The organism is Janthinobacterium sp. SUN100, from assembly GCF_030397705.1.
In the GTDB taxonomy this organism is placed as follows: Bacteria; Pseudomonadota; Gammaproteobacteria; order Burkholderiales; family Burkholderiaceae_D; genus Janthinobacterium; species Janthinobacterium kumbetense.
Genome location: NZ_JAPUBU010000004.1, coordinates 501,638 through 521,476, shown reverse-complemented (window position 1 = coordinate 521,476; position 19,839 = coordinate 501,638). Strand labels below are relative to the sequence as shown.

The window sequence follows — 19,839 nt, the reverse complement described above, 5'->3', positions numbered from 1 at the left end:
CTCCATCTTGCGCATCCACGAAAGGTTTTATTCCATGTACCACGCTTCGCGTTCCCTCCTTACCCGCACCGTCCTGGCCTGCGCCCTGTCGCAGATCGGCATGGCTCTCACCCTGCCGGCGCTGGCCCAGGCACAAAGCCAGCAAGTGCGCGTCTACAGTATCCCCGCCGGCGCGCTGGGCGATGCGCTGACGCGCTTCGGCAGCGACAGCGCCATTTTATTGTCGTTCTCCAGCGACGCCACGCAAGGCTTGCGCAGCGCCGGCCTGCAAGGCAGCTATGGCGTGCACGATGGTTTCCGCGTGCTGCTGGCTGGCAGCGGCCTGCAAGCCGTGCCGCAATCGAACGGCAGCTACCTGCTGCAAAAGATCGCCACCAGCGCGAACGCTTCCACTGCGGATAGCCGCGGCGTGGCCGTCATGGGCGGCGTCACCGTTGTGGCGGCCGCCGAGCGCAGCGCCGCCACCAGCGGCACGGACAGCTATACGGGCGGCCCCGCCAGCGGCGCCACGGGACTGGCGTTGACGCAACGCGAAACGCCGCAGTCGCTGACCATCGTCACGCGCCAGCAGATGGATGACCAGAACAGCAACGCCGTCTCCGACGTCATGAAGAACGTCAATGGCGTGAGTGTGCAAAACTACGACAGCGACCGCTGGAGCTTCCAGGCGCGCGGCTTTGCCGTCACCAATTTCCAGTACGACGGCGTGTCGGCCATCTATGACGGCGTTTACGACTGGGGCACGACGAACAGCGACATGGCCATCTATGACCGCATCGAAGTGCTGAAAGGCGCGACGGGCCTGATGAGCGGTTCGGGCGACCCGTCGGCCACCGTCAACATGGTGCGCAAGCGCCCCACCGCCAGCTTTGAGGGTTCGGCGACCCTGGGCGCGGGATCGTGGGACAACTACCGCGGTGAAGCCGATGTCTCCGGCCCGCTCAATGCCAGCCGCACGGTGCGCGGCCGCCTGGTGGGCGCCTACCAGGACAAGCACTCCTACCTGGATCGCTACACGCAGCAGAAATCCGTCGCCTACGGCATCATCGAGGCGGACCTGACACCCGTCACCCTGCTCACGACCGGCTTCACGCACCAGGATTACAAGCCGCGCGGGTCGACCTGGACCGGTTTCCCCGTCCTGCTGTCCGACGGCACCCGCACGGATTTCCCCACCTCGTGGAACCCGGCCACGGACTGGAGCCGCCGCGACATGCAGAACACCACCCTATTTACGTCGCTGGAACACAGCTTCGCCAACGCGTGGAAAGTGAAATTGAGCGCCAATCAGTTGCGCAGCAAGCATGACAGCGTGCTCGGTTCGGCCAGCGGCGGCAATCCCGACCCCGCCACGGGCGCAGGCGCGTTTTTCTTCATGGGCAAATACAAGGGCGACCGCCGCCAGACCACCGTCAACGTCGACGCCAGCGGCCCGTTTACCGCGTTTGGCCGCCAGCATGAAGCGATGATCGGTTATTCCAGTTCGACGGCGAAGCAGGATGGTCCCGTCTATGATTCGGTCTACCCGCCCGTCGAAGGCAGTTATTTCGACTGGCGCGGCCAGTACGCGGAACTGGCGTTCAAGCGCTTGGGCAACGACAACGATAGCACGCGCCAGAGCGGCCTGTATGGCGCCGTGCGCCTGCATCCGCTTGACGCGCTGTCGGTGATTCTCGGCGCACGCGTCAGCGATTACAAGCAGGAGCAGGACCGCACTTTCTTCGACGCCGGCACCGCGCGCATCACCTCGCGCATCGAGGAAAACAAGGTCATCACGCCGTATGCGGGCGTCGTGTATGACCTCGACAAGACGTATTCCGTGTTCGGCAGCTACACGAGCATCTTCGCGCCGCAAAGCAGCCGCGACATCAACCGCAACTTCCTGTCGCCCGTGCGCGGCAAGGGTGTGGAAGCGGGTGTGAAGGCAGAGTACCTCGATGGCAAGGTCAATGCCAGCGCGTCCCTGTTCCAGATCCGTCAAAGCAACGTGGCCAGCCCTGTGGGCGAAGTCAACGGTGAGATAATGTATAAAGCCATCGACGGCGTCACCAGTCGTGGCGTGGAAATGGAAGTGACGGGCGAAGTGGCCAAGGATGTGAGGCTGAGCGCCGGCTACACCTACACCCACGTGCGCGATGCGGATGGCAAGGATGTCTTTTCTACCATGTTGAAAACGACGCAGCCTGCCCACCTGGTGCGCGTGCAAGGCACGTGGCGCCTGCCGGCCAGCCTGGACAAGCTGACCGTCGGTGGCGGCATCAACTGGCAAAGCAGCTACGACGGCAATATCTGGAACCCCGCCATCGAGGACAATTCACGCATCAAGCAGGGCGGCTACGCGCTGCTCAACCTGATGGCGCGCTACGAAATCAGCAGGAACGTCACGGCCAGCGTCAATGTGAACAACCTGCTGGACAAGAAATACTTCACGGGCCTCGGCCTGTTCCAGACGGGCTTTTACGGCGAACCGCGCAATGTGATGTTCACCGTGCGCACGAAGTTTTAATCAGCTCCCATACAGCGCCAGCGCCCAGGCTGGCGGGTGCAATTCCAGCGCCAGCGGCAGGTAAGCGGGATCGAAGCGCGCCGCCAGCAGATACACATTGGCGGCGCCCTTCGGCTCCCAATTCCCCGTAAAGCCTTTTTCGCCGGCCGCCACGCGCTTGCGGTCGAAGGGCACGGCGCTCTTGGCGAACTCCTCGTGCGTCTTTCTCCCCTGCGCGTACGGCGCCAGCCAGGCCAGCGCCTCGGCCAGGCGCCGCGCTTCCGGCGCGCCATACCAGTCGTCGCCATGCGCCTGCGCCATCAGGGCGGTCGTCAGCAACGGCTCCAGGCTGTAGGTGGTGTAATGCAGGGCATCGCGCTGCTCGAAGTCGAAGGGTACGCCGCCGACGCCGATATTGCGCGGCACATGCGCCAGGAAGCGTTCCTTCGCCCGCGCGATCAGCAAGGCGTCGCCCGTGACATACGCGGCGGCCGTGCCGATCTTGATGCGGTGGCTATGCCAGTTGTTGCGCGCCGTGGACGGGCCGCCCACCTTGATGGGGTCACTCAGATATCCGTGCGCCAGGGTGCGGCAAAACGCCTGCACCTGTTCGCGCTCGACGCCGTTCAAGCGTTCCTGCACCAGGTCAAAGCCCATCAGGAAGCTGGCCAGCTCCGTCTCGTCGACGGGGCTGAACGACGGCTGGTAGGCGCCGCTCCAGGCCAGCAGCAGCTGGCGCGCCGCCTCGAAATGCGCCATCTCGCCCGATAGTCTCCAGGCCAGCGCCTGCAGGCGCGCCTGGCGCCAGTCTTCCTGCGCCTGCTGGCTGGTCTCGCGTCCGCCCTCGCCCTTCAGCAAGCCGCCCGTGCGCACTTCGGCCATCAGGTGCACGGGGCGCGCCGCATCCTTGCGCGCCGCCTTGACCACCTGTTCCGCAATGGCCGGCACCACCCGCGCCTTGAGCGTGCGGGCGCGCGCGGCGGACGTCAGCGCAAACGGCAGCGCGCCTTCATGCGGACGCGGCGCCGCGCGCAAGCCAGCCAGGGGCAGCGCCAGCAGGCCGGCCAGCACAATGCGCCGGCGCATCAGGTGCGTACTCAAAACCGCGTCTCCCGCGCCGCGCGCAAAAAGTTATCGAGGATGGGTGTGCAATCGAGCAGTTCGACGCCGCCCGCCGAATGGAATTCCGGGTGCCACTGCAGGCCCATGACGAAGCGCGCCCGCTGGTAGCGGATGGCTTCGACGATATTGTCCCCTTGCGAATACGCTTCCACCGTGATGTCGCGCCCCAGGTCCTTGACCGACTGATGGTGGATGGAATTGACGAGCGCCTCGCCCGTCTTCGGGAACAACCCCGCCAGCGACGAGCCTTTCGGGAAGACGATGCTGTGGCGGTGGCGGTCATACAGGTCGTTGACGTGCGAGGTGGCGCCTTCCACATCCGAGGCGATGTCCTGGTACAGGGTGCCGCCAAAGCCCACATTGATCAGTTGGCAGCCGCGGCAGATGCCCAGCACGGGCTTGCCCGCATCGACGAATTCGTGCAGCAGTTCCAGTTCGTACAGGTCGCGCGCGCGGTCGCCGCTCCATTCGGGCCGCGTGGCCGCCTCCGAATACGTCTGCGGCGAAACGTCGGCGCCGCCCTGCAGCACCAGGCCGTCCAGGTGGCGCGCATAGTGGCGCAAGGTGATGTTGCTCGGGTGGAGCTGGCCGCTGGTATTGACGGTCGGGATCATGAACACCAGCACGTCGCGCGACATGACCCACTGGGCGATCGACTCTTCCAGGTATTGCAGGTTCTTGCTGCGCAGGCCAGTGGCGCCCGGTTCGGGGTGAAAAATGCGCGCAGAGATACCGATGCGCAAAGTACGCCGCATGAAATCGCGGCTGGCCTTGTCGCGCATGGAGCGGTAGCGCGACGAGATCACCCGCCATGCCAGCGCCAGCGGCGTGTCGTTGTCCTTCAGGTAGCGGGGTGCTGCATCGCGCGCGCGGTGCTCATCATCGGGCGCCCTGCCTACCCGGTCGGGCCGCGCCGAAGCTGGCGCTGACGCCGCGGGATCGGTGGAAGGGGGAAGCTGGGGATCTTTTTCGTCTGACATGGCGGGGCTGACTGAAAGCGGAGACGTTTTCAATATAAACCCCTGCCCCGGAAAGCACGATTCAATTTTGTAACAAAAGCCCACGCACGGGGCATCCACGCAACACGTCCACACCCGATGCATACAGCCCGTTTACGCTGGCGGCCCCGCTTTTTAGAGAATCTTTACGCCCCCGCTGCTAATCTTGAACGTACCTCAACCACCGCTGCAAAGCCACCATGGAACCCCATTCACGCCAGCAAACGCATCAAGCCCTGCCCCACCGCCATCCCCGCCTGCCCACCTTTCTCATGCATATCACGGTCGACAAAGCCTGCCTGGCCGAGCTGCGCCAGCTAGTCGTGCGGACCTGCGGCGGCATGCTGTCATTTATGCGCGTCGAGGCGGTCGACCACGCCGAACGCATGAAAGTCTGGCTGTGCGTGACGGAACCGGCCCTGCGCCTGACCATGGATGCCGTCATGCGCCTGCTGCCGGCGGCGGAATTTGGCCGCATCAGCCAGGGGAAATCGCTATGAACCAATATGCCTGCGAACAGGCGATGTCCTCCTCGCGCATCACCGCGCACTTCCAGGGCATCTGGGTGCCGATGGTCACGCCATTCCGTGATGGCGATGGCGAAATCGACTTCGACGCCGCCCAGCAACTGGCGTGCGAACTGGCCGCCAGCGGCATCGATGGCCTGGTGGTATGCGGCACCACGGGCGAAGCGGCCATGCTGAGCGCTGCGGAACAGACCATGCTGCTCGACAGCGTGCTCGAAGCCGTCGGCCCCCGCTTCCCCGTCGTGATGGGGATCGGCGGCAGCGATACGCGCACCGTCGTCTCCGCCGTGCAGCGCTACAACGACCATCCGCTGGCCGGCCTGCTGGTCTCCGCGCCCGCGTACGTGCGCCCGTCGCAGGACGGCATCGTGCGCCACTTCCAGGCCATCGCCGCCGCCACCGACCAATCCATCGTGCTGTACAACGTGCCGGCGCGCACGGGCGTCAACATCGAACCGCAGACGGCCGTGCTGCTGGCGCGCGACTCGCACTTCGTCGCCATCAAGGAAGCGGGCGGCAAGCTGCAGCAGCTGGGCGAACTGCTGCTCGACACGCGCCTGGACGTCCTGTGCGGCGACGATGCGCTGCTGCTGGCCAGCCTGTCCATGGGCGGCCACGGCGCCATGTCGGCCGCCGCCCAGGTCCGTCCCGATCTGTATGCGCAGCTATATCATCTGGTCAAGCAGGGCCGCCACGGCGCCGCCGGCGCCCTGTTCAAAATCATGCTGCCCGTCATCCGCCTGCTATTTGCCGAACCGAATCCCGCTCCCGTCAAAGCCGCACTGGCCATGCAAGGCAAGGTGCGCGACGCGTTGCGCCTGCCGATGACGCCCATGTCCGCCGCCGGCCAGGCCGCCCTGGCCGCGGCGCTCGAACCCCTGATGGAACTGCCCGCATGGACCGCCAGCGACAGGGATGCGCCGCGCGAAGGCTGTCTGCTGCAGCTGGTTTCCCACGCCAACATCATGCCAGCCGTGCGCCAAGATGATCATCGCCATCACGGATGAACGCGGGGGCATGGAGAAATCCATCCTGGCCGGACGGCTGGCCGCCTCGCGCGCGCTGGCCGGACGCAAGGTATTGCTGCTCGATGCCGATCCGCGCCAGGGCGCCATGGCGCAAGCCAGGAACCTGCACGACGGCGCCATGCACGGCAGCCTGACGCGGCCGCGCCTGATGGCGCGCGCCATCAGCGCCAAGGGCTTGCAGCCGGAGCTCGAGCACCTGGTGCACTGCTACCACGACATCGTCATCGACAGCGAAGGCCGCGACTCCATGGGCAGCCGTTCGGCCCTGATCGCCGCGCGCGTGCTGGTGGTGCCGCTCGACGGTGTCGTCGATGGCGCCGCGCAGGCGGGCCTGGCGAGCCGCATCGCGCACGCGCGCAGCGTCAATCCGGGCTTGCGCGTCTTGCTGGCAACGGACACGCAAGCGGCTCCCGCCCATGCCCTGGCCGCGCAGATCCCGGCCGCCCGCGTGGTGGGACTGGGGCAGCTGTACTGCGCCGTTTTCAACCTGCCAGCGTAAGTATGCAAAAAAGGCGGCGCATGCGCCGCCTCTCCTTTCAGTCAACTCAGTCCATTAAAACGTCTTGCTGACCGTCAGCTGCAGCGCCGTCTTGCCCATGAATTTGCCATTCACGGGCGAGGCATAGGCCGACTTGCCCGCGTTCGTGCCGATCACGGCCAGCGCGCCCGAAACAAAGCCGAAGTCGCGCGTGACGCCCACTTTCCAGTCCGTATAGCTCGACGCGTCGTTGTTCCTGACCTTCTGGTGGCCCGCATGCAGGTTGCCGCTCCAGCCGTTCGTCAGGTCGATAGTCGCGCCGATATCCAGGTAGCCGCTATTCTTGCTGTTGACGATGCCGAACAGGTTCGAGACGGCGTGCGAATACTTGACGTAGGCGGGACCATACGACAGCTGGCCATAGACTTCCTGCGTGTCCGCATCGGCCAGGCCGGCGACGTGCTTCAAGCCGTTATCTGCGTACACGTAAGCGAGCACGCCCACGTCATAGCCGACATCACCGGTCAGCTGGCCGCGCTTGCCCGCATACAGGTCCACTTCCACGTCGCCGCTGCCGCCCGCGTCCTTGGTCCACTTGATGGTGGAGGCCCAGGCGCCCGCGTACAGGCCCGTCGGGTTGTTGACATAGTCGACGCCGCCCTGCAGCGCCGGTTTCAAACGCGTCTGCGAGATGCCGCGGTAGCGATAGTCGGACACGCCGGCCACATTGAAACTGACTTCATTGTCGGGCTTGGCCTCTTCCGCGTGGGCCAGGCTGCCTGTAAAGGCGGTGGCGACGGCAAGTGCAAGTAACATTTTATTCATGGTTTTTTCTTCTTCATGGGTGGTATGGGCCTTTGCCAACATGGCGCAGCTGGCCCGCCGCTGCAAAAAAAATGGGTAAAGCGTCCCCCTGGCGCGCGCGGCGCCTGTTTTCAAACAGGGGGCTGACAGGTGTTAGAGCGGCAGCAGCAGCCGGTAGCCGACGGCCGTTTCCGTCAGCAGGTACTGCGGCTGGGCCGGATCGGCTTCCAGCTTCTGGCGCAGATGGCCCATGTAGATGCGCAGATAGTGGCCGTTTTCGCTGTTCGACGGTCCCCACACTTCGCGCAGCAGCTGCGGATTGGTGACCACCCTGCCGGCATTCTTCACCAGCACCGACAGCAGGCGGAATTCCGTCGGCGTCATGTGCACCAGCTGCTTGTTGCGTGTCACCAGACGGTCCTTCAAATCGACGCGCACGTCGCCAAACTGCACCACGCCATCGTCGCTGGCGGCGGGCTGGCGCTGGCGGCGCAGGGTGGCGCGCACGCGGGCCAGCAGTTCGCCCACGCCGAAGGGCTTGGTGAGATAGTCGTCAGCGCCCGCATCGAGCGCGCGGATCTTGTCCTGCTCGTCGACCCGCGCCGACAGCACGATGATGGGCACGGCCGACCATTTGCGGATGTCGGCGATGAAATCGATGCCGTCACCGTCGGGCAGGCCCAGGTCCAGCACGATCAGGTCGGGCCGGCGCGTGCCGGCATCGATCAAGCCCCGCTGCATGGTGGCGGATTCGAAAATCTGCCAGCCCTCGTCCTCCAGCGCTGCGCGCACGAAGCGGCGGATTTGCGGTTCATCCTCGACCAGCAGGGCGGTGGCGGAAGGTTCGTTCATGTTGGTTTTCCTGTTTCATGGTCGTTGGCGTCATCGAGCTCGATCTCCGGCGGCGCCGGAGGCGTGCCCAGCGGCAGGCTGAACACAATGGCGGCGCCCTGTCCCGGAGCGTGCGGCTGCGCGTGGATGGTGCCGCCGTGGGCTTCGACGATGGCGCGGCAAATGGCCAGCCCCAGCCCGACGCCAGGCTTGTTCGATTCGCGTTCGCCGCGCGTAAATTTTTCAAAGATCGCTTCTTCGCGGCCGGGCGGCAAGCCCAGGCCATCATCGGCCACTGTCACCTGCAGGAACTGGCCGTGCACCCCGGCCGCGACCGTGATGGTGCTGCCGGGCGGCGTGTACTTGGCCGCGTTTTCCAGCAGGTTGCACAGCACGCGCTCGATCAGCACAGCGTCGTAGCGCACCAGCGGCAAGTCCGGCGCCAGCTGCGTCTGCACGGCATGTTGCTGCAATTGCGGACCGCTGGCGCGCAGCGCGCTGCCCACCACTTCTTCCAGCGCCTGCCATTGCAGGTTCAGGCGCACTTGCCCGCTTTCGATGCGCGCCATGTCCAGCAAGTTCGCCACCAGGGCGCTCATGCGCACGGTTTCGGATTGCAGCGAGCGCGCCATGTCCAGCTGCGCAGGCGACAAGGCTGGCCGGGACAAGGCCAGCGATTCGGCCAGGCCCACCAGCGACGTCAACGGCGTGCGCAAGTCGTGCGACAGGGCCGCCAGCAGCGAATTGCGCAGCCGCTCGGACTCCATCTGCAGCAGCGCGCCCTGGGCCACGTCGATGTAATGCACGCGTTCGAGGGCGATGGCCGCCAGCGCGGCAAAGGTGTCAAGGTGCTGGCGCTGTTCCGGCACCAGCAGCCAGCGCCCGCGGTGTGCGCCCTCGAGCGGCAGCAGTGCCAGCACGCCCCGTGTGCGCATCGGTGCGATCAGCGGCAGGTAGAAAATGGGCGAAGCGGGCAAGGTATCCGTGCCTGTCCCCGCCGCCTGCGCATGGTCGAAAGCCCACTGCGCGATGCCGATATCGAGCGGCTCGCCGCCGTTCGGGGCTTGTAAGCTGCCCTCGTCATCAGGTAAAAGCAAGGTGGCGCGCGCGCGGAAAGCCCGTTCGATGGCGCTTTTCGTGATGTCGAAAATCTGCTCCGTCTGCAGCACGCCGGACAACTCGCGCGAGAATTCGTACAGGGCGCGGGCGCGCGCTTCGCGGTGCGAGGCCACGCGCGCCTGGAAACGCAAGCCTGCCGTCAGGTGGCCCGTGATCAGGCCCACGGCCAGCATCACGCCAAAGGTAATCACATACTGGAAATCGCCCACGGCAAACGAAAAACGCGGCGGCACGAAGATGAAATCGAAGCAAGCCACGCCCACCAGGCTGGCCAGCGCCGCCGGCCCGCGCCCCAGGCGCACGGCCACCAGCACCACCGTCAGCAAGGACAGCATGGCGATATTGGCCAGGTCCAGGTAAGGTTGCAGGGGGACCGAGGCGAGGGCCGTGGCCAGGCTGGCGCCGGCCGCCAGGATGTAACGCCAATGGCGCGAGGACCGGCGCGGCGCCTCCGCGTCTTCGCCAGCTGCGCGTCGGGGCGCCGCATCGGCTGGCGGCAAGCCCACCTCGACCAGGTCGATATCGGGCGCCAGGCTGGCCATGCGCGCGGCCGGCGACGCATGCCACAGGCGCGCCAGCGCACCGGCGCGGCCACGCCCGACGATGACTTTCGAGATATTCGCACTGCGCGCATATTCGACTACGGCGCCGGCGATGTCGGCGGACGGATTGACGGCCGTGCGCGCGCCCAGGTCCTGCGCCAATTTCAGGGTTTTCAGGATGCGCTCGCGCTGGCCCGCCGGCAGGCGCTGCAAACGGGGCGTTTCCACGTACAGCGCATGCCATTCCGCATTCAGCTGGCTGGCCAGGCGCGCCGTGCTGCGGATCACGTGTTCGCCCCCCGCGTGCGGCCCCACGCAGGCCAGCAGCGCGGCGCCCGTCTTCCATACGGGATTGATCGATTTTTCGACGCGGTAGGCCTGCACGTCGTCCTGCACCCGGTCCGCCGTGCGGCGCAAGGCCAGTTCGCGCAGGGCGATCAGATTACCCTTGCGGAAAAAATGCTGCGATGCCCGCTCGGCCTGCAGCGGCTGATACACCTTGCCCTGTTTCAGGCGGCGCAGCAGTTCATCGGCGGGGATATCGACCAGCACCACTTCATCGGCACGGTCGAACACCGTGTCGGGCAGCGTTTCGGCCACGCGCACGCCGGTGATCCCGCCCACCACGTCGTTCAGGCTTTCCAGGTGCTGCACGTTAACGGTCGACAGCACGTCGATGCCTGCCGCCAGCAATTCCTCGACATCCTGCCAGCGCTTCGGATGGCGCGAACCGGCCACGTTCGAATGGGCCAGTTCATCCATCAGTATCAGCGCCGGCGCGCGCCGCAGCGCTTCGTCCAGGTCGAATTCGTACAGGGTCTTGCCCCGGTACTCGATGGCCTTCAGGGGCAACACGGGCAAGCCGTCAAGCTGGGCCGCCGTATCCTGGCGCCCATGCGTCTCCACCACGCCCACCAGCAAGTCCTGGCCATCGGCCAGCAGTTTGCGGGCGGCCGCCAGCATCGCGTAGGTCTTGCCGACGCCGGCCGAGGCGCCAAAATAAATGCGCAGCCGGCCGCGCGCGGCTTTTTTTTCCTGCGCCTGCACTTGCGCCAGCAGGGCATCAGGGTCGGGGCGTTGGCTGTCGTTGGGGAGCATGGGCATCTTTTAATGTCAAAACCAGGGGCAAAACCGGCGGCTCTGCCCCTGCATCATCTTACTTCGCGGCCGCATCAAGCGCCAGATTCAGTTCCAGCACATTGACCCGCGGTTCACCGAAAAAGCCGATATACGCGGTCTTCTGCACCTTGGCGATGGCGTTTTCCACCTGCGCCAGCGGCAGCGCGCGCACGCGGGCCACGCGCGGCGCCTGGTACAAGGCACCCGCCAGGCTGATTTCCGGGTCCAGGCCGCTGCTCGACGCCGTCACCAGGTCGACGGGGATCGGGTTGCGGTTGCCCGGATCGGCTGCCTGCAGGGCGGCGATGCGCACCTTGACGGCGTCCACCAGGGCCGGGTTGCTCGGCCCCTGGTTCGAGCCGCCCGAGCCGGCGCCGTTGTTCGCCATCGGCGCGGTGGCCGATGGCCGGCCCCAGAAATACTTGGGCGAGGTGAAGGACTGGCCGATCAGCATCGAGCCGACAGGCTTGCCACCGCGCTCGACGATGCTGCCGTTGACTTCATCGTTGAAAGCGAGCTGCCCGATACCGGCCGTGGCAAACGGATAGACGACGCCGCAGATCACGGTCAGCGCGGCAAACAGGACCAGGGCGGGACGTACGATAGTGCTCATGATGGTTCCTTTAGACTAAATTGAGTGCGGACAGCAGCATGTCGATCAGCTTGATGCCGATGAAGGGCAGGACGATGCCGCCCAAGCCGTAGATCAGCAGGTTGCGGCGTAACAGGCTGGCCGCACCGATGGCCCGGTACTGCACGCCTTTCAGCGCCAATGGAATCAGCACGACGATGATCAAGGCATTGAAGATCACGGCCGACATGATGGCCGACGCAGGGCTGGCCAGGTGCATGATGTCCAGCGCCTTCAATTGCGGATAGGTGCCCACGAAGGCGGCCGGGATGATGGCAAAGTACTTGGCGATGTCGTTCGAAATCGAGAACGTCGTCAGCGAACCGCGCGTCATCAGCATCTGCTTGCCGATTTCGACGATTTCCAGCAGCTTGGTTGGGTTCGAGTCCAGGTCGACCATATTGCCCGCCTCCTTAGCCGCCTGGGTGCCTGAATTCATGGCCACGGCCACGTCGGCCTGCGCCAGCGCCGGTGCGTCGTTGGTGCCGTCGCCCGTCATCGCAACGAGGCGGCCTTCGGACTGGTAGCTGCGGATGAGTTTCAGCTTGTCTTCCGGCGTCGCCTCGGCGAGGAAATCGTCCACGCCCGCTTCGGCGGCAATCGCCGCGGCCGTCAGCTTGTTGTCACCCGTGATCATGACCGTCTTGATGCCCATGCGGCGCAGTTCCGCGAAACGCTCCTTGATGCCGCCCTTGACGATATCCTTCAGCTCCACGGCGCCCATGACGCGTCCATCGTCGACCACCACCAGCGGCGTGCTGCCGCGGCGCGCGATGTCGTCGACGGCGCGTCCCACCTCCGCCGGATACGGCTGGCCCAGCGCTTCCACATATTTTTTCATGGAATCGGCCGCGCCCTTGCGCAGCTGGCGCACCTGCTGTTCGCCGGGAATGTCCACGCCGCTCATGCGCGTTTGGGCCGTGAACGGCACGAAGGTGGCGTGCAGGCTGGCCATCTCGCGTTCGCGGATATTGAACTTCTGCTTGGCCAGCACGACGATGCTACGCCCTTCCGGCGTTTCATCGGCCAGGGAGGCCAGTTGCGCCGCATCGGCCAGCTGCTGCTCCGTTACGCCGGGTGCCGGCACAAAACTCGATGCCTGGCGATTGCCCAGGGTGATGGTGCCCGTTTTATCGAGCAGCAGCACGTCCACGTCGCCGGCTGCTTCCACGGCGCGACCCGAGGTGGCGATCACATTGGCCTGCATCATGCGGCTCATGCCGGCCACGCCGATGGCGGACAACAGACCGCCGATGGTGGTCGGGATCAGGCACACCAGCAACGCGATCAGCACGGTGATGGACACCGGCGTGCCACTGCCGGCCGCCTCCACGGAAAACAGCGAATACGGCAGCAAGGTCACGGTGACGATCAGGAAGACGATCGACAGGGCGACGAGCAAAATCGTCAGGGCGATCTCATTCGGCGTTTTCTGGCGTTTGGCGCCTTCGACCATGGCGATCATGCGGTCGATGAAGGCTTCGCCCGGATTGACGGAAACGCGCACCAGCAGCCAGTCCGACAGCACGCGGGTGCCCCCCGTCACGGCGGAAAAGTCGCCGCCCGACTCGCGGATGACGGGCGCCGATTCGCCCGTGATGGCGCTTTCGTCGACGGAGGCCACGCCAGCCGTCACTTCGCCGTCGGCGGGAATCACGTCGCCCGCCTCGACCAGCACCGTCATGCCCTTGCGCAGGTCGGTGGCCGGAGTGGGCAGCCAGGAAGTGCCGTACTTCGGCGTTTGCATTTTCTTTGCCATCACCGTTTGCTTGAGGGCGCGCAGGGACGCCGCCTGCGCCTTGCTGCGGCCTTCGGCCAGCGCTTCGGCGAAGTTCGCGAACAGCACGGTAAACCATAGCCACACGGCGACGGCGACGATGAAGCCGAATGGCGCTTCACCCGGGCCGTTCAGGGCCTGGATGGCCAGCAGGGTCGTGATGATGCTGCCCACGTAGACGACGAACATCACGGGACTGCGCCACTGCGTGCGGGGGTCGAGTTTTTTGAACGCATCGACGACGGCGGGGCCGATCAGTGCGGAATCGAACAAAGTCAGGCTTGTGCGTGACATGGTAGCCTCTTATTTGATGAAAAGTTGCAGGTGTTCGACGATCGGGCCCAGGGCCAGCGCGGGAACGTAATTGAGCACGCCGACCAGCACCACCACGCCGATCAGCAAGCCGATGAACATGGGGCCGTGCGTGGGCATGGTGCCGGCATTGGCCGACAGGCGCTGCTTGGCCGCCAGCGAACCGGCCACCGCCAGCACGGGCACGATCACGCCGAAGCGGCCGAACCACATGGCGATCGCCAGCATCACGTTGTAGAACGGCGTATTGGCGGACAGGCCGGCAAACGCGCTGCCGTTGTTGTTGGCCGCCGACGTGAAGGCGTAGAGGATTTCGGAAAAACCATGCGCACCCGGATTGGCCACGCCAACCGTGCCCGGTTCGACCATCACGGCGATCGCCGTGCCCGTCAAGACCAGGGCTGGCGTAATCAGGATGGCCAGCGACACCATCTTCATTTCATACGCCTGGATTTTCTTGCCCAGGTATTCGGGCGTGCGGCCTATCATCAGGCCGGCGATGAAAACGGCCAGGATGGCGAACATCAGCATGCCGTACAGGCCCGTGCCCACGCCGCCGAAAATCACTTCGCCGAACTGCATCAGCAGCAGCGGCACCATGCCGCCCAGGGGCATGTAGGAATCGTGCATGGAGTTGACGGCGCCGCACGATGCGGCCGTCGTCACCGCCGCGAACAGGGTCGAGGAGCTGATGCCGAAGCGCGTTTCCTTGCCTTCCATATTGCCGCCCGATTGCAGGCTGCTGGCCTGCTGGTCCACGCCCAGGCCTTGCAAGGCGGGATTGGCTTGCTGCTCGGCGCTCATCACGCCGGCCGTCATGACGACAAAGATCAGGGTCATGGCGGCCAGCACGGCCCAGCCCTGGCGCATGTCGCCCACCATGCGGCCAAAGGTGAAGCACAGGCCGGCGGGGATGATGAAGATGGCCAGCATCTGCAGGAAGTTCGACAGCACGGTGGGATTTTCATACGGGTGCGAGGAATTGGCGTTGAAGAAGCCGCCGCCGTTCGTGCCCAGCAGCTTGATCGACTCCTGCGACGCCACAGGGCCCATGGCGATCGTCTGCGTGGTCGCCACTTGCGCTTCCATCACGGGCTTGCCGGCCGCATCCAGCACGGGCTGGCCATCGGCGGTCACTTTCGGCGTTTCATACGCCACGTGGTCGAGCAGGGTTACTTCCTTGTACGCGGAAAAATTCTGGATCATGCCTTCGCCCATGAAGACGACGGACAGGGCCAGGGACAGCGGCAGCAGGATGTACAGGGTCGAGCGCACCAGGTCGACCCAGAAATTACCGATCGATTTGCCCGAGCGCGAGGCGAAGCCGCGCACCAGCGCGAAGATCACGGCGATGCCGGTGGCCGCCGAAAAGAAGTTCTGGCATGCCATGCCCAGCATCTGCGTCAGGTAGCTCATGGTCTGTTCGCCGCCGTAGCCCTGCCAATTGGTATTGGCGACGAAACTGACGGTGGTATTGAACGAGGAATCGGGGCTGACGGCGCCGAGACCCTGGGGATTCAAGGGCAAGAAGCCCTGCAGGCGCTGCAGGCCGTAGACGAAGACGGCGCCCACGGTATTGAAGACGATCAGGGCGATGGCATAGCTTTTCCAGCCCATGGCCTTGTCGGCGGGCAGGCCGGACCAGCGGTACAGCAGATTTTCCAGCTTTTGCAGCCAGCCCAGGCCGCGCACGGGGCCATCGCCGGCCACCCTGGCCATGTACAGGCCCAGCGGATAGCCGGCGGCCAGCAGCACGGCCAGGAAAGCCACCAATAACAGTATCGATTGCGTCGTCATCACAGTTCCTCCGCCTTCAGCAGCGCCACCAGCAGGTACACGAGCAGGCCAGCAGAGACGACGGCGCCCAGCACATAAAACGCGTTCATTTGACGCTCCCTAATTTGTCGCAGGCGACGGCAAAGCCGGCCGCCAGGACGAAAAACACGGCAATCAAGCCGAGATACACGAGATCCATTCCCACCCTCATTCAGGTTTGTTTTGATAGTGAGCAGATTAGCCAAAAGGGTCTAAAAAATTCGTAAAGACTGGGGAGGCAGCTGTAAACAAGATGTAAAAACGGGCGCTTTACCGCATAAAATCCTTCACAATGGGCGCCAAACCACGCGCGCGGCGCACTGTTGTTGCCCGGGAGTAGCGCTATTGCTCGCGGGACAAGATAGAATGCGCGAGCGTCCGCACAAGGACGCCAAGCCTGCCGCACTGCCCTCCCCCAGTGACGCTGGACGGGATATACTGTATATTCATACAGTTATCGCCGCCGCTGTCACTGCGCCCCGCAGTGCCCTGGCCTGGCGTTCCAACCACTGTCTTTACTTAGCTTGAACACGTATGGCCACTAAAAAACCAGCATCCGACTACAGCGAATCATCCATCCGTGTCCTGAAAGGACTGGAACCCGTCAAGCAGCGCCCGGGGATGTACACCCGCACTGAAAATCCGCTGCACATCATTCAGGAAGTGATCGACAATGCCTCCGACGAGGCGCTGGGCGGTCATTGCACGCATATCGCCGTGACGCAAAACACGGATGGCAGCATCACCGTCGAAGACAATGGCCGCGGCATTCCCGTCGGCCTGCACCCGGAAGAAGGCGTGCCGACGGTGGAAATCGTGTTTACGCGGCTGCACGCGGGCGGCAAGTTCGACAAGGGTTCGGGCGGCGCCTATGCGTTCTCGGGCGGCTTGCATGGCGTCGGCGTGTCCGTCACCAATGCGCTGTCGACGCGCCTGGAAATCACCGTCTGGCGCAAGGAAAGCGACGGCAACGGCTTGCACCATATGGTGTTTGCCAACGGCGACGTGATCGAGCCCCTGAGCTCCCGCCCCGCCCCGCGCGACGGCAAGAAGTCAGGCACGCGCGTCACCGCCTGGCCCGATGCCAAATACTTTGATTCGCCGAACATTTCGCAAACCGAGCTGCAACGCCTGCTGCGCTCGAAAGCCGTGCTGCTGCCGGGCGTGACCGTCACCCTCACCAACGCGAAAACGGGCGATACGCAAACCTGGCAGTACGCGGAAGGCTTGCGCGGCTACCTGACCGAAACGCTGGCGCAGGTATCGAATGGCGAAACCCTGATTCCCCTGTTCGAAGGCGCGCAGTATGCGGGCCCGGACTCGGAAGGCTTTGCCGAGGGCGAAGGCGCGGCCTGGGTGGTGGCGTGGACGGAAGAAGGCGCCATCGTGCGCGAATCGTATGTCAACCTGATTCCCACTTCGAATGGCGGCACGCACGAATCGGGCTTGCGCGACGGCCTGTTCGGCGCCGTCAAAAACTTCGTCGAAATGCACTCGCTGCTGCCGAAAGGCGTGAAGCTGCTACCGGAAGACGTGTTCGCGCGCGCTTCCTTTGTGCTGTCGGCCAAGGTGCTGGACCCGCAATTCCAGGGCCAGATCAAGGAACGCCTGAACTCGCGCGACGCCGTGCGCCTCGTGTCGACCTTCACCAAGCCACCGCTGGAACTGTGGCTGAACCAGCACGTCGACTACGGCAAGAAGCTGGCCGAATTGGTGATCAAGCAGGCGCAGTCGCGCCAGCGCTCGCTGCAGAAAGTGGAAAAGAAAAAATCCTCGGGCGTGGCCGTCTTGCCGGGCAAGCTGACCGACTGCGAATCGTCGGACATCACGCGCAATGAACTGTTCCTCGTCGAGGGCGACTCGGCGGGAGGTTCGGCCAAGATGGGCCGCGACAAGGAATTCCAGGCGATCCTGCCCCTGCGCGGCAAGGTGTTGAATTCGTGGGAAACGGACCGCGACCGCCTGTTCGCGAATAACGAGATCCACGACATCGCGGTCGCCATCGGCGTCGATCCGCACAGCGTGGGCGACTCGCCAGACCTGTCGGGCCTGCGCTACGGCAAGATCTGTATCCTGTCCGATGCAGACGTGGACGGCTCGCACATCCAGGTACTGCTGCTGACGCTCTTCTTCAAGCACTTCCCGGCGCTGATCAACAAGGGCCACATCTGCATCGCCCGCCCGCCGTTGTATCGCGTCGATGCGCCCGCGCGCGGCAAGAAACCGATGCAGAAGATCTATGCGCTCGACGACGGCGAACTGCTCGCCATCGAGGACAAGCTGCGTAAGGAAGGCGTGAAACAGGGCGCCTGGTCGATCTCGCGCTTCAAGGGCCTGGGCGAGATGAACGCCGAGCAGCTGTGGGAAACGACGATGAACCCGGACACGCGCCGTCTGCTGCCCGTCACGCTCGGTGAAGTCGACCACATGGCCTCAGCCTCCCGCTTCAATATGTTGATGGGTAAAGGCGAAGCGGCAGGACGCCGCGCCTGGATCGAAGAACACGGCAATGAAGCGGAGGCGGATATCTGATGATCATCGGCATCGACCTGGGCACCACCAACAGCCTGGTCGCCATCTGGCGCGACGGCAAGGCTTCCATCATCCCGAATGCGCTCGGTGAACACCTGACGCCGTCGTGCGTGAGCATCGATGACGACGGCACCGTGCTGGTGGGCCGCGCCGCGCGCGAGCGCCTGCAGACGCACCCGCAGCTGACGGCGGCCGTCTTCAAGCGCTACATGGGCAGCGAAAAGAAGATCACCCTCGGCACGCAGCAATTCCGTCCGGAAGAGCTGTCGTCGATGGTGCTGCGCGCGCTGAAGGAAGATGCCGAAGCCTTTTTAGGGCACAAGGTCGAGGAAGCCATCATTACGGTGCCCGCGTATTTCAGCGATGCGCAGCGCAAGGCCACGCGCATCGCGGGACAACTGGCGGGCTTGCGCGTGGAGCGCCTGCTGAACGAGCCGACGGCCGCCGCGCTGGCCTACGGCATCCGCGACAAGGAACAGGAAAGCAAATTCCTCGTCTTCGACCTGGGCGGCGGCACGTTTGACGTGTCGATCCTGGAGCTGTTCGAAGGCGTGATGGAAGTGCGCGCCTCGGCCGGCGATAATTTTTTAGGGGGCGAAGACTTCGTCACCGTGCTGGTCGACGCCTTCCTGGAAGGCAGCGGCTTGCGCGACGCGGCCGGCAGCCGCCTGTTCGACCCGCGCCAGCAACAGCTGCTGCGCGATGAAGCCGAGCGCGTCAAGCGTCTGCTGTCGGACCAGCCGTCCGTGCGCATGGCCACGCGCTACCATGACAAGGAATACAGCTGGGAGATCAGCGAAGAGAAACTGGCGCAGCTGTGCGAACCGCTGCTGGCGCGCTTACGCCTGCCCGTCGAACGGGCGCTGCGCGACGCCACCATCCGCGCCGCGGAATTGAATGAAGTGGTGCTGGCCGGCGGCGCCACGCGCATGCCGCTGGTGCGTAAACTCGTCTCGCGCATGTTCGGCCGCTTCCCCGCCATCCACCTGGACCCGGACGAAGCCGTGGCACTGGGAGCCGCCGTGCAGGCAGGCCTCAAGATGCGCGACTCTGCCCTCGATGAAGTGGTCATGACGGACGTGGCTCCGTACTCGCTGGGCATTTCGATTTCGCGCCAGGTCGGCGCGAACCAGTATGAAGGCGGGCATTACCTGCCCATCATCGAGCGCAATTCCGTGGTGCCTGTCTCGCGCACGGAAAACATCACCACCATCTACGACAACCAGAAGGAAATCAACGTGGCGATCTTCCAGGGCGAGTCGCGCCTGGTGGCCGACAACGTCTTCCTCGGCAAGATCAGCTTCCCGATTCCCGCGAAAAAGGCGGGCGAGATCGGCATCGACGTGCGCTTCACCTACGACGTCAGCGGCGTGCTGGAAGCGGAAGTGACGGTGCTGGCCACGCAGGAAAAGCACAAGATGGTCATCAGCGACAATGCGGGCGTGATGACGCCGGAACAGATCGAGCAGCGCTTTGCGGAACTGGCCGACCTGAAGATCCACCCCCGCGAGCAGCTGGAAAACCGCACCCTGGTCACGCGCGCCGACCGATTGTACGAACAGTCGCTGGGCGACGTGCGCCAGTACCTGGCGGCGCATACGGCCAATTTCCAGGCGGCGCTGGAAACGCAGGACCCGAGCACCATCCGCAAGGCGCGCCAGGCGCTCGACGAGGTGTTGCGCCAGGTCGAGAGCGAGAGCTTCCTGTAAATGGACGGCG

15 protein-coding genes are annotated in these 19,839 nt (G+C 64.6%); 6 read left to right on the top strand and 9 right to left on the bottom strand.

Annotation, left to right across the window (positions count from 1 at the left end; genetic code table 11):
* The first annotated feature begins 34 nt into the window (after window positions 1–34).
* Window positions 35–2,506, top strand: coding sequence for a TonB-dependent receptor (locus O0881_RS22410; protein ID WP_289913142.1), 2,472 nt, complete (start codon window positions 35–37; stop codon window positions 2,504–2,506).
* Here O0881_RS22410 and O0881_RS22405 read toward each other — a convergent pair whose 3' ends face one another.
* Window positions 2,507–3,586, bottom strand: a complete 1,080-nt coding sequence (locus tag O0881_RS22405) for an alginate lyase family protein (protein ID WP_289913140.1) — start codon at window positions 3,584–3,586, stop codon at window positions 2,507–2,509.
* Entirely contained in the window at window positions 3,583–4,587 is a 1,005-nt protein-coding gene (locus O0881_RS22400) for a type 1 glutamine amidotransferase (protein WP_289913137.1), read from the bottom strand. Before O0881_RS22400 ends, O0881_RS22405 begins: the two co-directional genes overlap by 4 nt.
* 218 nt (window positions 4,588–4,805) lie before the next feature.
* On the opposite strand from O0881_RS22400, the gene O0881_RS22395 reads away from it, so the two are divergent.
* From O0881_RS22395 to O0881_RS22385, 3 genes are read left to right on the top strand one after another with little or no spacing between them, the layout of a single operon-like run.
* Window positions 4,806–5,105, top strand: coding sequence for a hypothetical protein (locus tag O0881_RS22395; RefSeq protein ID WP_251350252.1), 300 nt, complete (start codon window positions 4,806–4,808; stop codon window positions 5,103–5,105).
* Window positions 5,102–6,139, top strand: a complete 1,038-nt coding sequence (gene dapA, locus O0881_RS22390; RefSeq protein ID WP_289913135.1) for a 4-hydroxy-tetrahydrodipicolinate synthase — start codon at window positions 5,102–5,104, stop codon at window positions 6,137–6,139. Before O0881_RS22395 ends, dapA begins: the two co-directional genes overlap by 4 nt.
* A 10-nt stretch (window positions 6,140–6,149) precedes the next feature.
* Window positions 6,150–6,659 carry a cobyrinic acid ac-diamide synthase gene (locus O0881_RS22385; RefSeq protein WP_289913134.1) on the top strand — a complete coding sequence of 170 codons (510 nt, stop codon included), beginning with the start codon at window positions 6,150–6,152 and terminating at the stop codon, window positions 6,657–6,659.
* A gap of 54 nt (window positions 6,660–6,713) precedes the next feature.
* Here the strand turns inward: O0881_RS22385 and O0881_RS22380 are convergent, their stop codons facing one another.
* The 7 genes from O0881_RS22380 to kdpF form a co-directional block, all read right to left on the bottom strand.
* Window positions 6,714–7,463, bottom strand: a complete 750-nt coding sequence (locus O0881_RS22380) for a TorF family putative porin (RefSeq protein ID WP_289913133.1) — start codon at window positions 7,461–7,463, stop codon at window positions 6,714–6,716.
* A gap of 132 nt (window positions 7,464–7,595) precedes the next feature.
* Complete coding sequence (gene kdpE / locus O0881_RS22375; RefSeq protein WP_034746496.1) at window positions 7,596–8,294, bottom strand: two-component system response regulator KdpE; 699 nt, start codon at window positions 8,292–8,294, stop codon at window positions 7,596–7,598.
* Window positions 8,291–11,032, bottom strand: coding sequence for a DUF4118 domain-containing protein (locus O0881_RS22370; RefSeq protein WP_289913132.1), 2,742 nt, complete (start codon window positions 11,030–11,032; stop codon window positions 8,291–8,293). Before O0881_RS22370 ends, kdpE begins: the two co-directional genes overlap by 4 nt.
* Before the next feature lie 58 nt (window positions 11,033–11,090).
* Complete coding sequence (gene kdpC, locus O0881_RS22365; protein WP_289913131.1) at window positions 11,091–11,666, bottom strand: potassium-transporting ATPase subunit KdpC; 576 nt, start codon at window positions 11,664–11,666, stop codon at window positions 11,091–11,093.
* A gap of 10 nt (window positions 11,667–11,676) precedes the next feature.
* On the bottom strand, window positions 11,677–13,755 hold the full coding sequence (kdpB, locus tag O0881_RS22360) for a potassium-transporting ATPase subunit KdpB (RefSeq protein WP_289913129.1): 2,079 nt from the start codon (window positions 13,753–13,755) through the stop codon (window positions 11,677–11,679).
* 9 nt (window positions 13,756–13,764) lie between these two features.
* Window positions 13,765–15,570, bottom strand: coding sequence for a potassium-transporting ATPase subunit KdpA (gene kdpA / locus O0881_RS22355; protein WP_289913128.1), 1,806 nt, complete (start codon window positions 15,568–15,570; stop codon window positions 13,765–13,767).
* On the bottom strand, window positions 15,570–15,659 hold the full coding sequence (gene kdpF / locus O0881_RS22350) for a K(+)-transporting ATPase subunit F (protein WP_034746483.1): 90 nt from the start codon (window positions 15,657–15,659) through the stop codon (window positions 15,570–15,572). The genes kdpA and kdpF overlap by 1 nt, the downstream gene beginning before the upstream one ends.
* Before the next feature lie 463 nt (window positions 15,660–16,122).
* Here kdpF and O0881_RS22345 point away from each other — a divergent pair, with 463 nt between their 5' ends.
* Together O0881_RS22345 and O0881_RS22340 are read left to right on the top strand one after the other, a co-directional pair.
* Window positions 16,123–18,120, top strand: coding sequence for a DNA topoisomerase IV subunit B (locus O0881_RS22345; RefSeq protein ID WP_077408539.1), 1,998 nt, complete (start codon window positions 16,123–16,125; stop codon window positions 18,118–18,120).
* On the top strand, window positions 18,120–19,829 hold the full coding sequence (locus tag O0881_RS22340) for a molecular chaperone HscC (protein WP_289913126.1): 1,710 nt from the start codon (window positions 18,120–18,122) through the stop codon (window positions 19,827–19,829). The genes O0881_RS22345 and O0881_RS22340 overlap by 1 nt, the downstream gene beginning before the upstream one ends.
* Window positions 19,830–19,839 lie beyond the last annotated feature (10 nt).

What these genes read in the sequence shown, in the direction of transcription:
- O0881_RS22385 (WP_289913134.1), top strand. Translation starts at nt 6,150, where the DNA reads ATGGAGAAATCCATCCTGGCCGGACGGCTGGCCGCCTCGCGCGCGCTG.
- O0881_RS22340 (WP_289913126.1), top strand. Translation starts at nt 18,120, where the DNA reads ATGATCATCGGCATCGACCTGGGCACCACCAACAGCCTGGTCGCCATC.
- kdpC (WP_289913131.1), bottom strand. Translation starts at nt 11,666, where the DNA reads ATGAGCACTATCGTACGTCCCGCCCTGGTCCTGTTTGCCGCGCTGACC.
- kdpE (WP_034746496.1), bottom strand. Translation starts at nt 8,294, where the DNA reads ATGAACGAACCTTCCGCCACCGCCCTGCTGGTCGAGGATGAACCGCAA.
- kdpA (WP_289913128.1), bottom strand. Translation starts at nt 15,570, where the DNA reads ATGACGACGCAATCGATACTGTTATTGGTGGCTTTCCTGGCCGTGCTG.
- kdpF (WP_034746483.1), bottom strand. Translation starts at nt 15,659, where the DNA reads ATGAACGCGTTTTATGTGCTGGGCGCCGTCGTCTCTGCTGGCCTGCTC.
- O0881_RS22370 (WP_289913132.1), bottom strand. Translation starts at nt 11,032, where the DNA reads ATGCTCCCCAACGACAGCCAACGCCCCGACCCTGATGCCCTGCTGGCG.
- O0881_RS22400 (WP_289913137.1), bottom strand. Translation starts at nt 4,587, where the DNA reads ATGTCAGACGAAAAAGATCCCCAGCTTCCCCCTTCCACCGATCCCGCG.
- O0881_RS22380 (WP_289913133.1), bottom strand. Translation starts at nt 7,463, where the DNA reads ATGAATAAAATGTTACTTGCACTTGCCGTCGCCACCGCCTTTACAGGC.
- O0881_RS22395 (WP_251350252.1), top strand. Translation starts at nt 4,806, where the DNA reads ATGGAACCCCATTCACGCCAGCAAACGCATCAAGCCCTGCCCCACCGC.
- dapA (WP_289913135.1), top strand. Translation starts at nt 5,102, where the DNA reads ATGAACCAATATGCCTGCGAACAGGCGATGTCCTCCTCGCGCATCACC.
- O0881_RS22345 (WP_077408539.1), top strand. Translation starts at nt 16,123, where the DNA reads ATGGCCACTAAAAAACCAGCATCCGACTACAGCGAATCATCCATCCGT.
- O0881_RS22410 (WP_289913142.1), top strand. Translation starts at nt 35, where the DNA reads ATGTACCACGCTTCGCGTTCCCTCCTTACCCGCACCGTCCTGGCCTGC.
- kdpB (WP_289913129.1), bottom strand. Translation starts at nt 13,755, where the DNA reads ATGTCACGCACAAGCCTGACTTTGTTCGATTCCGCACTGATCGGCCCC.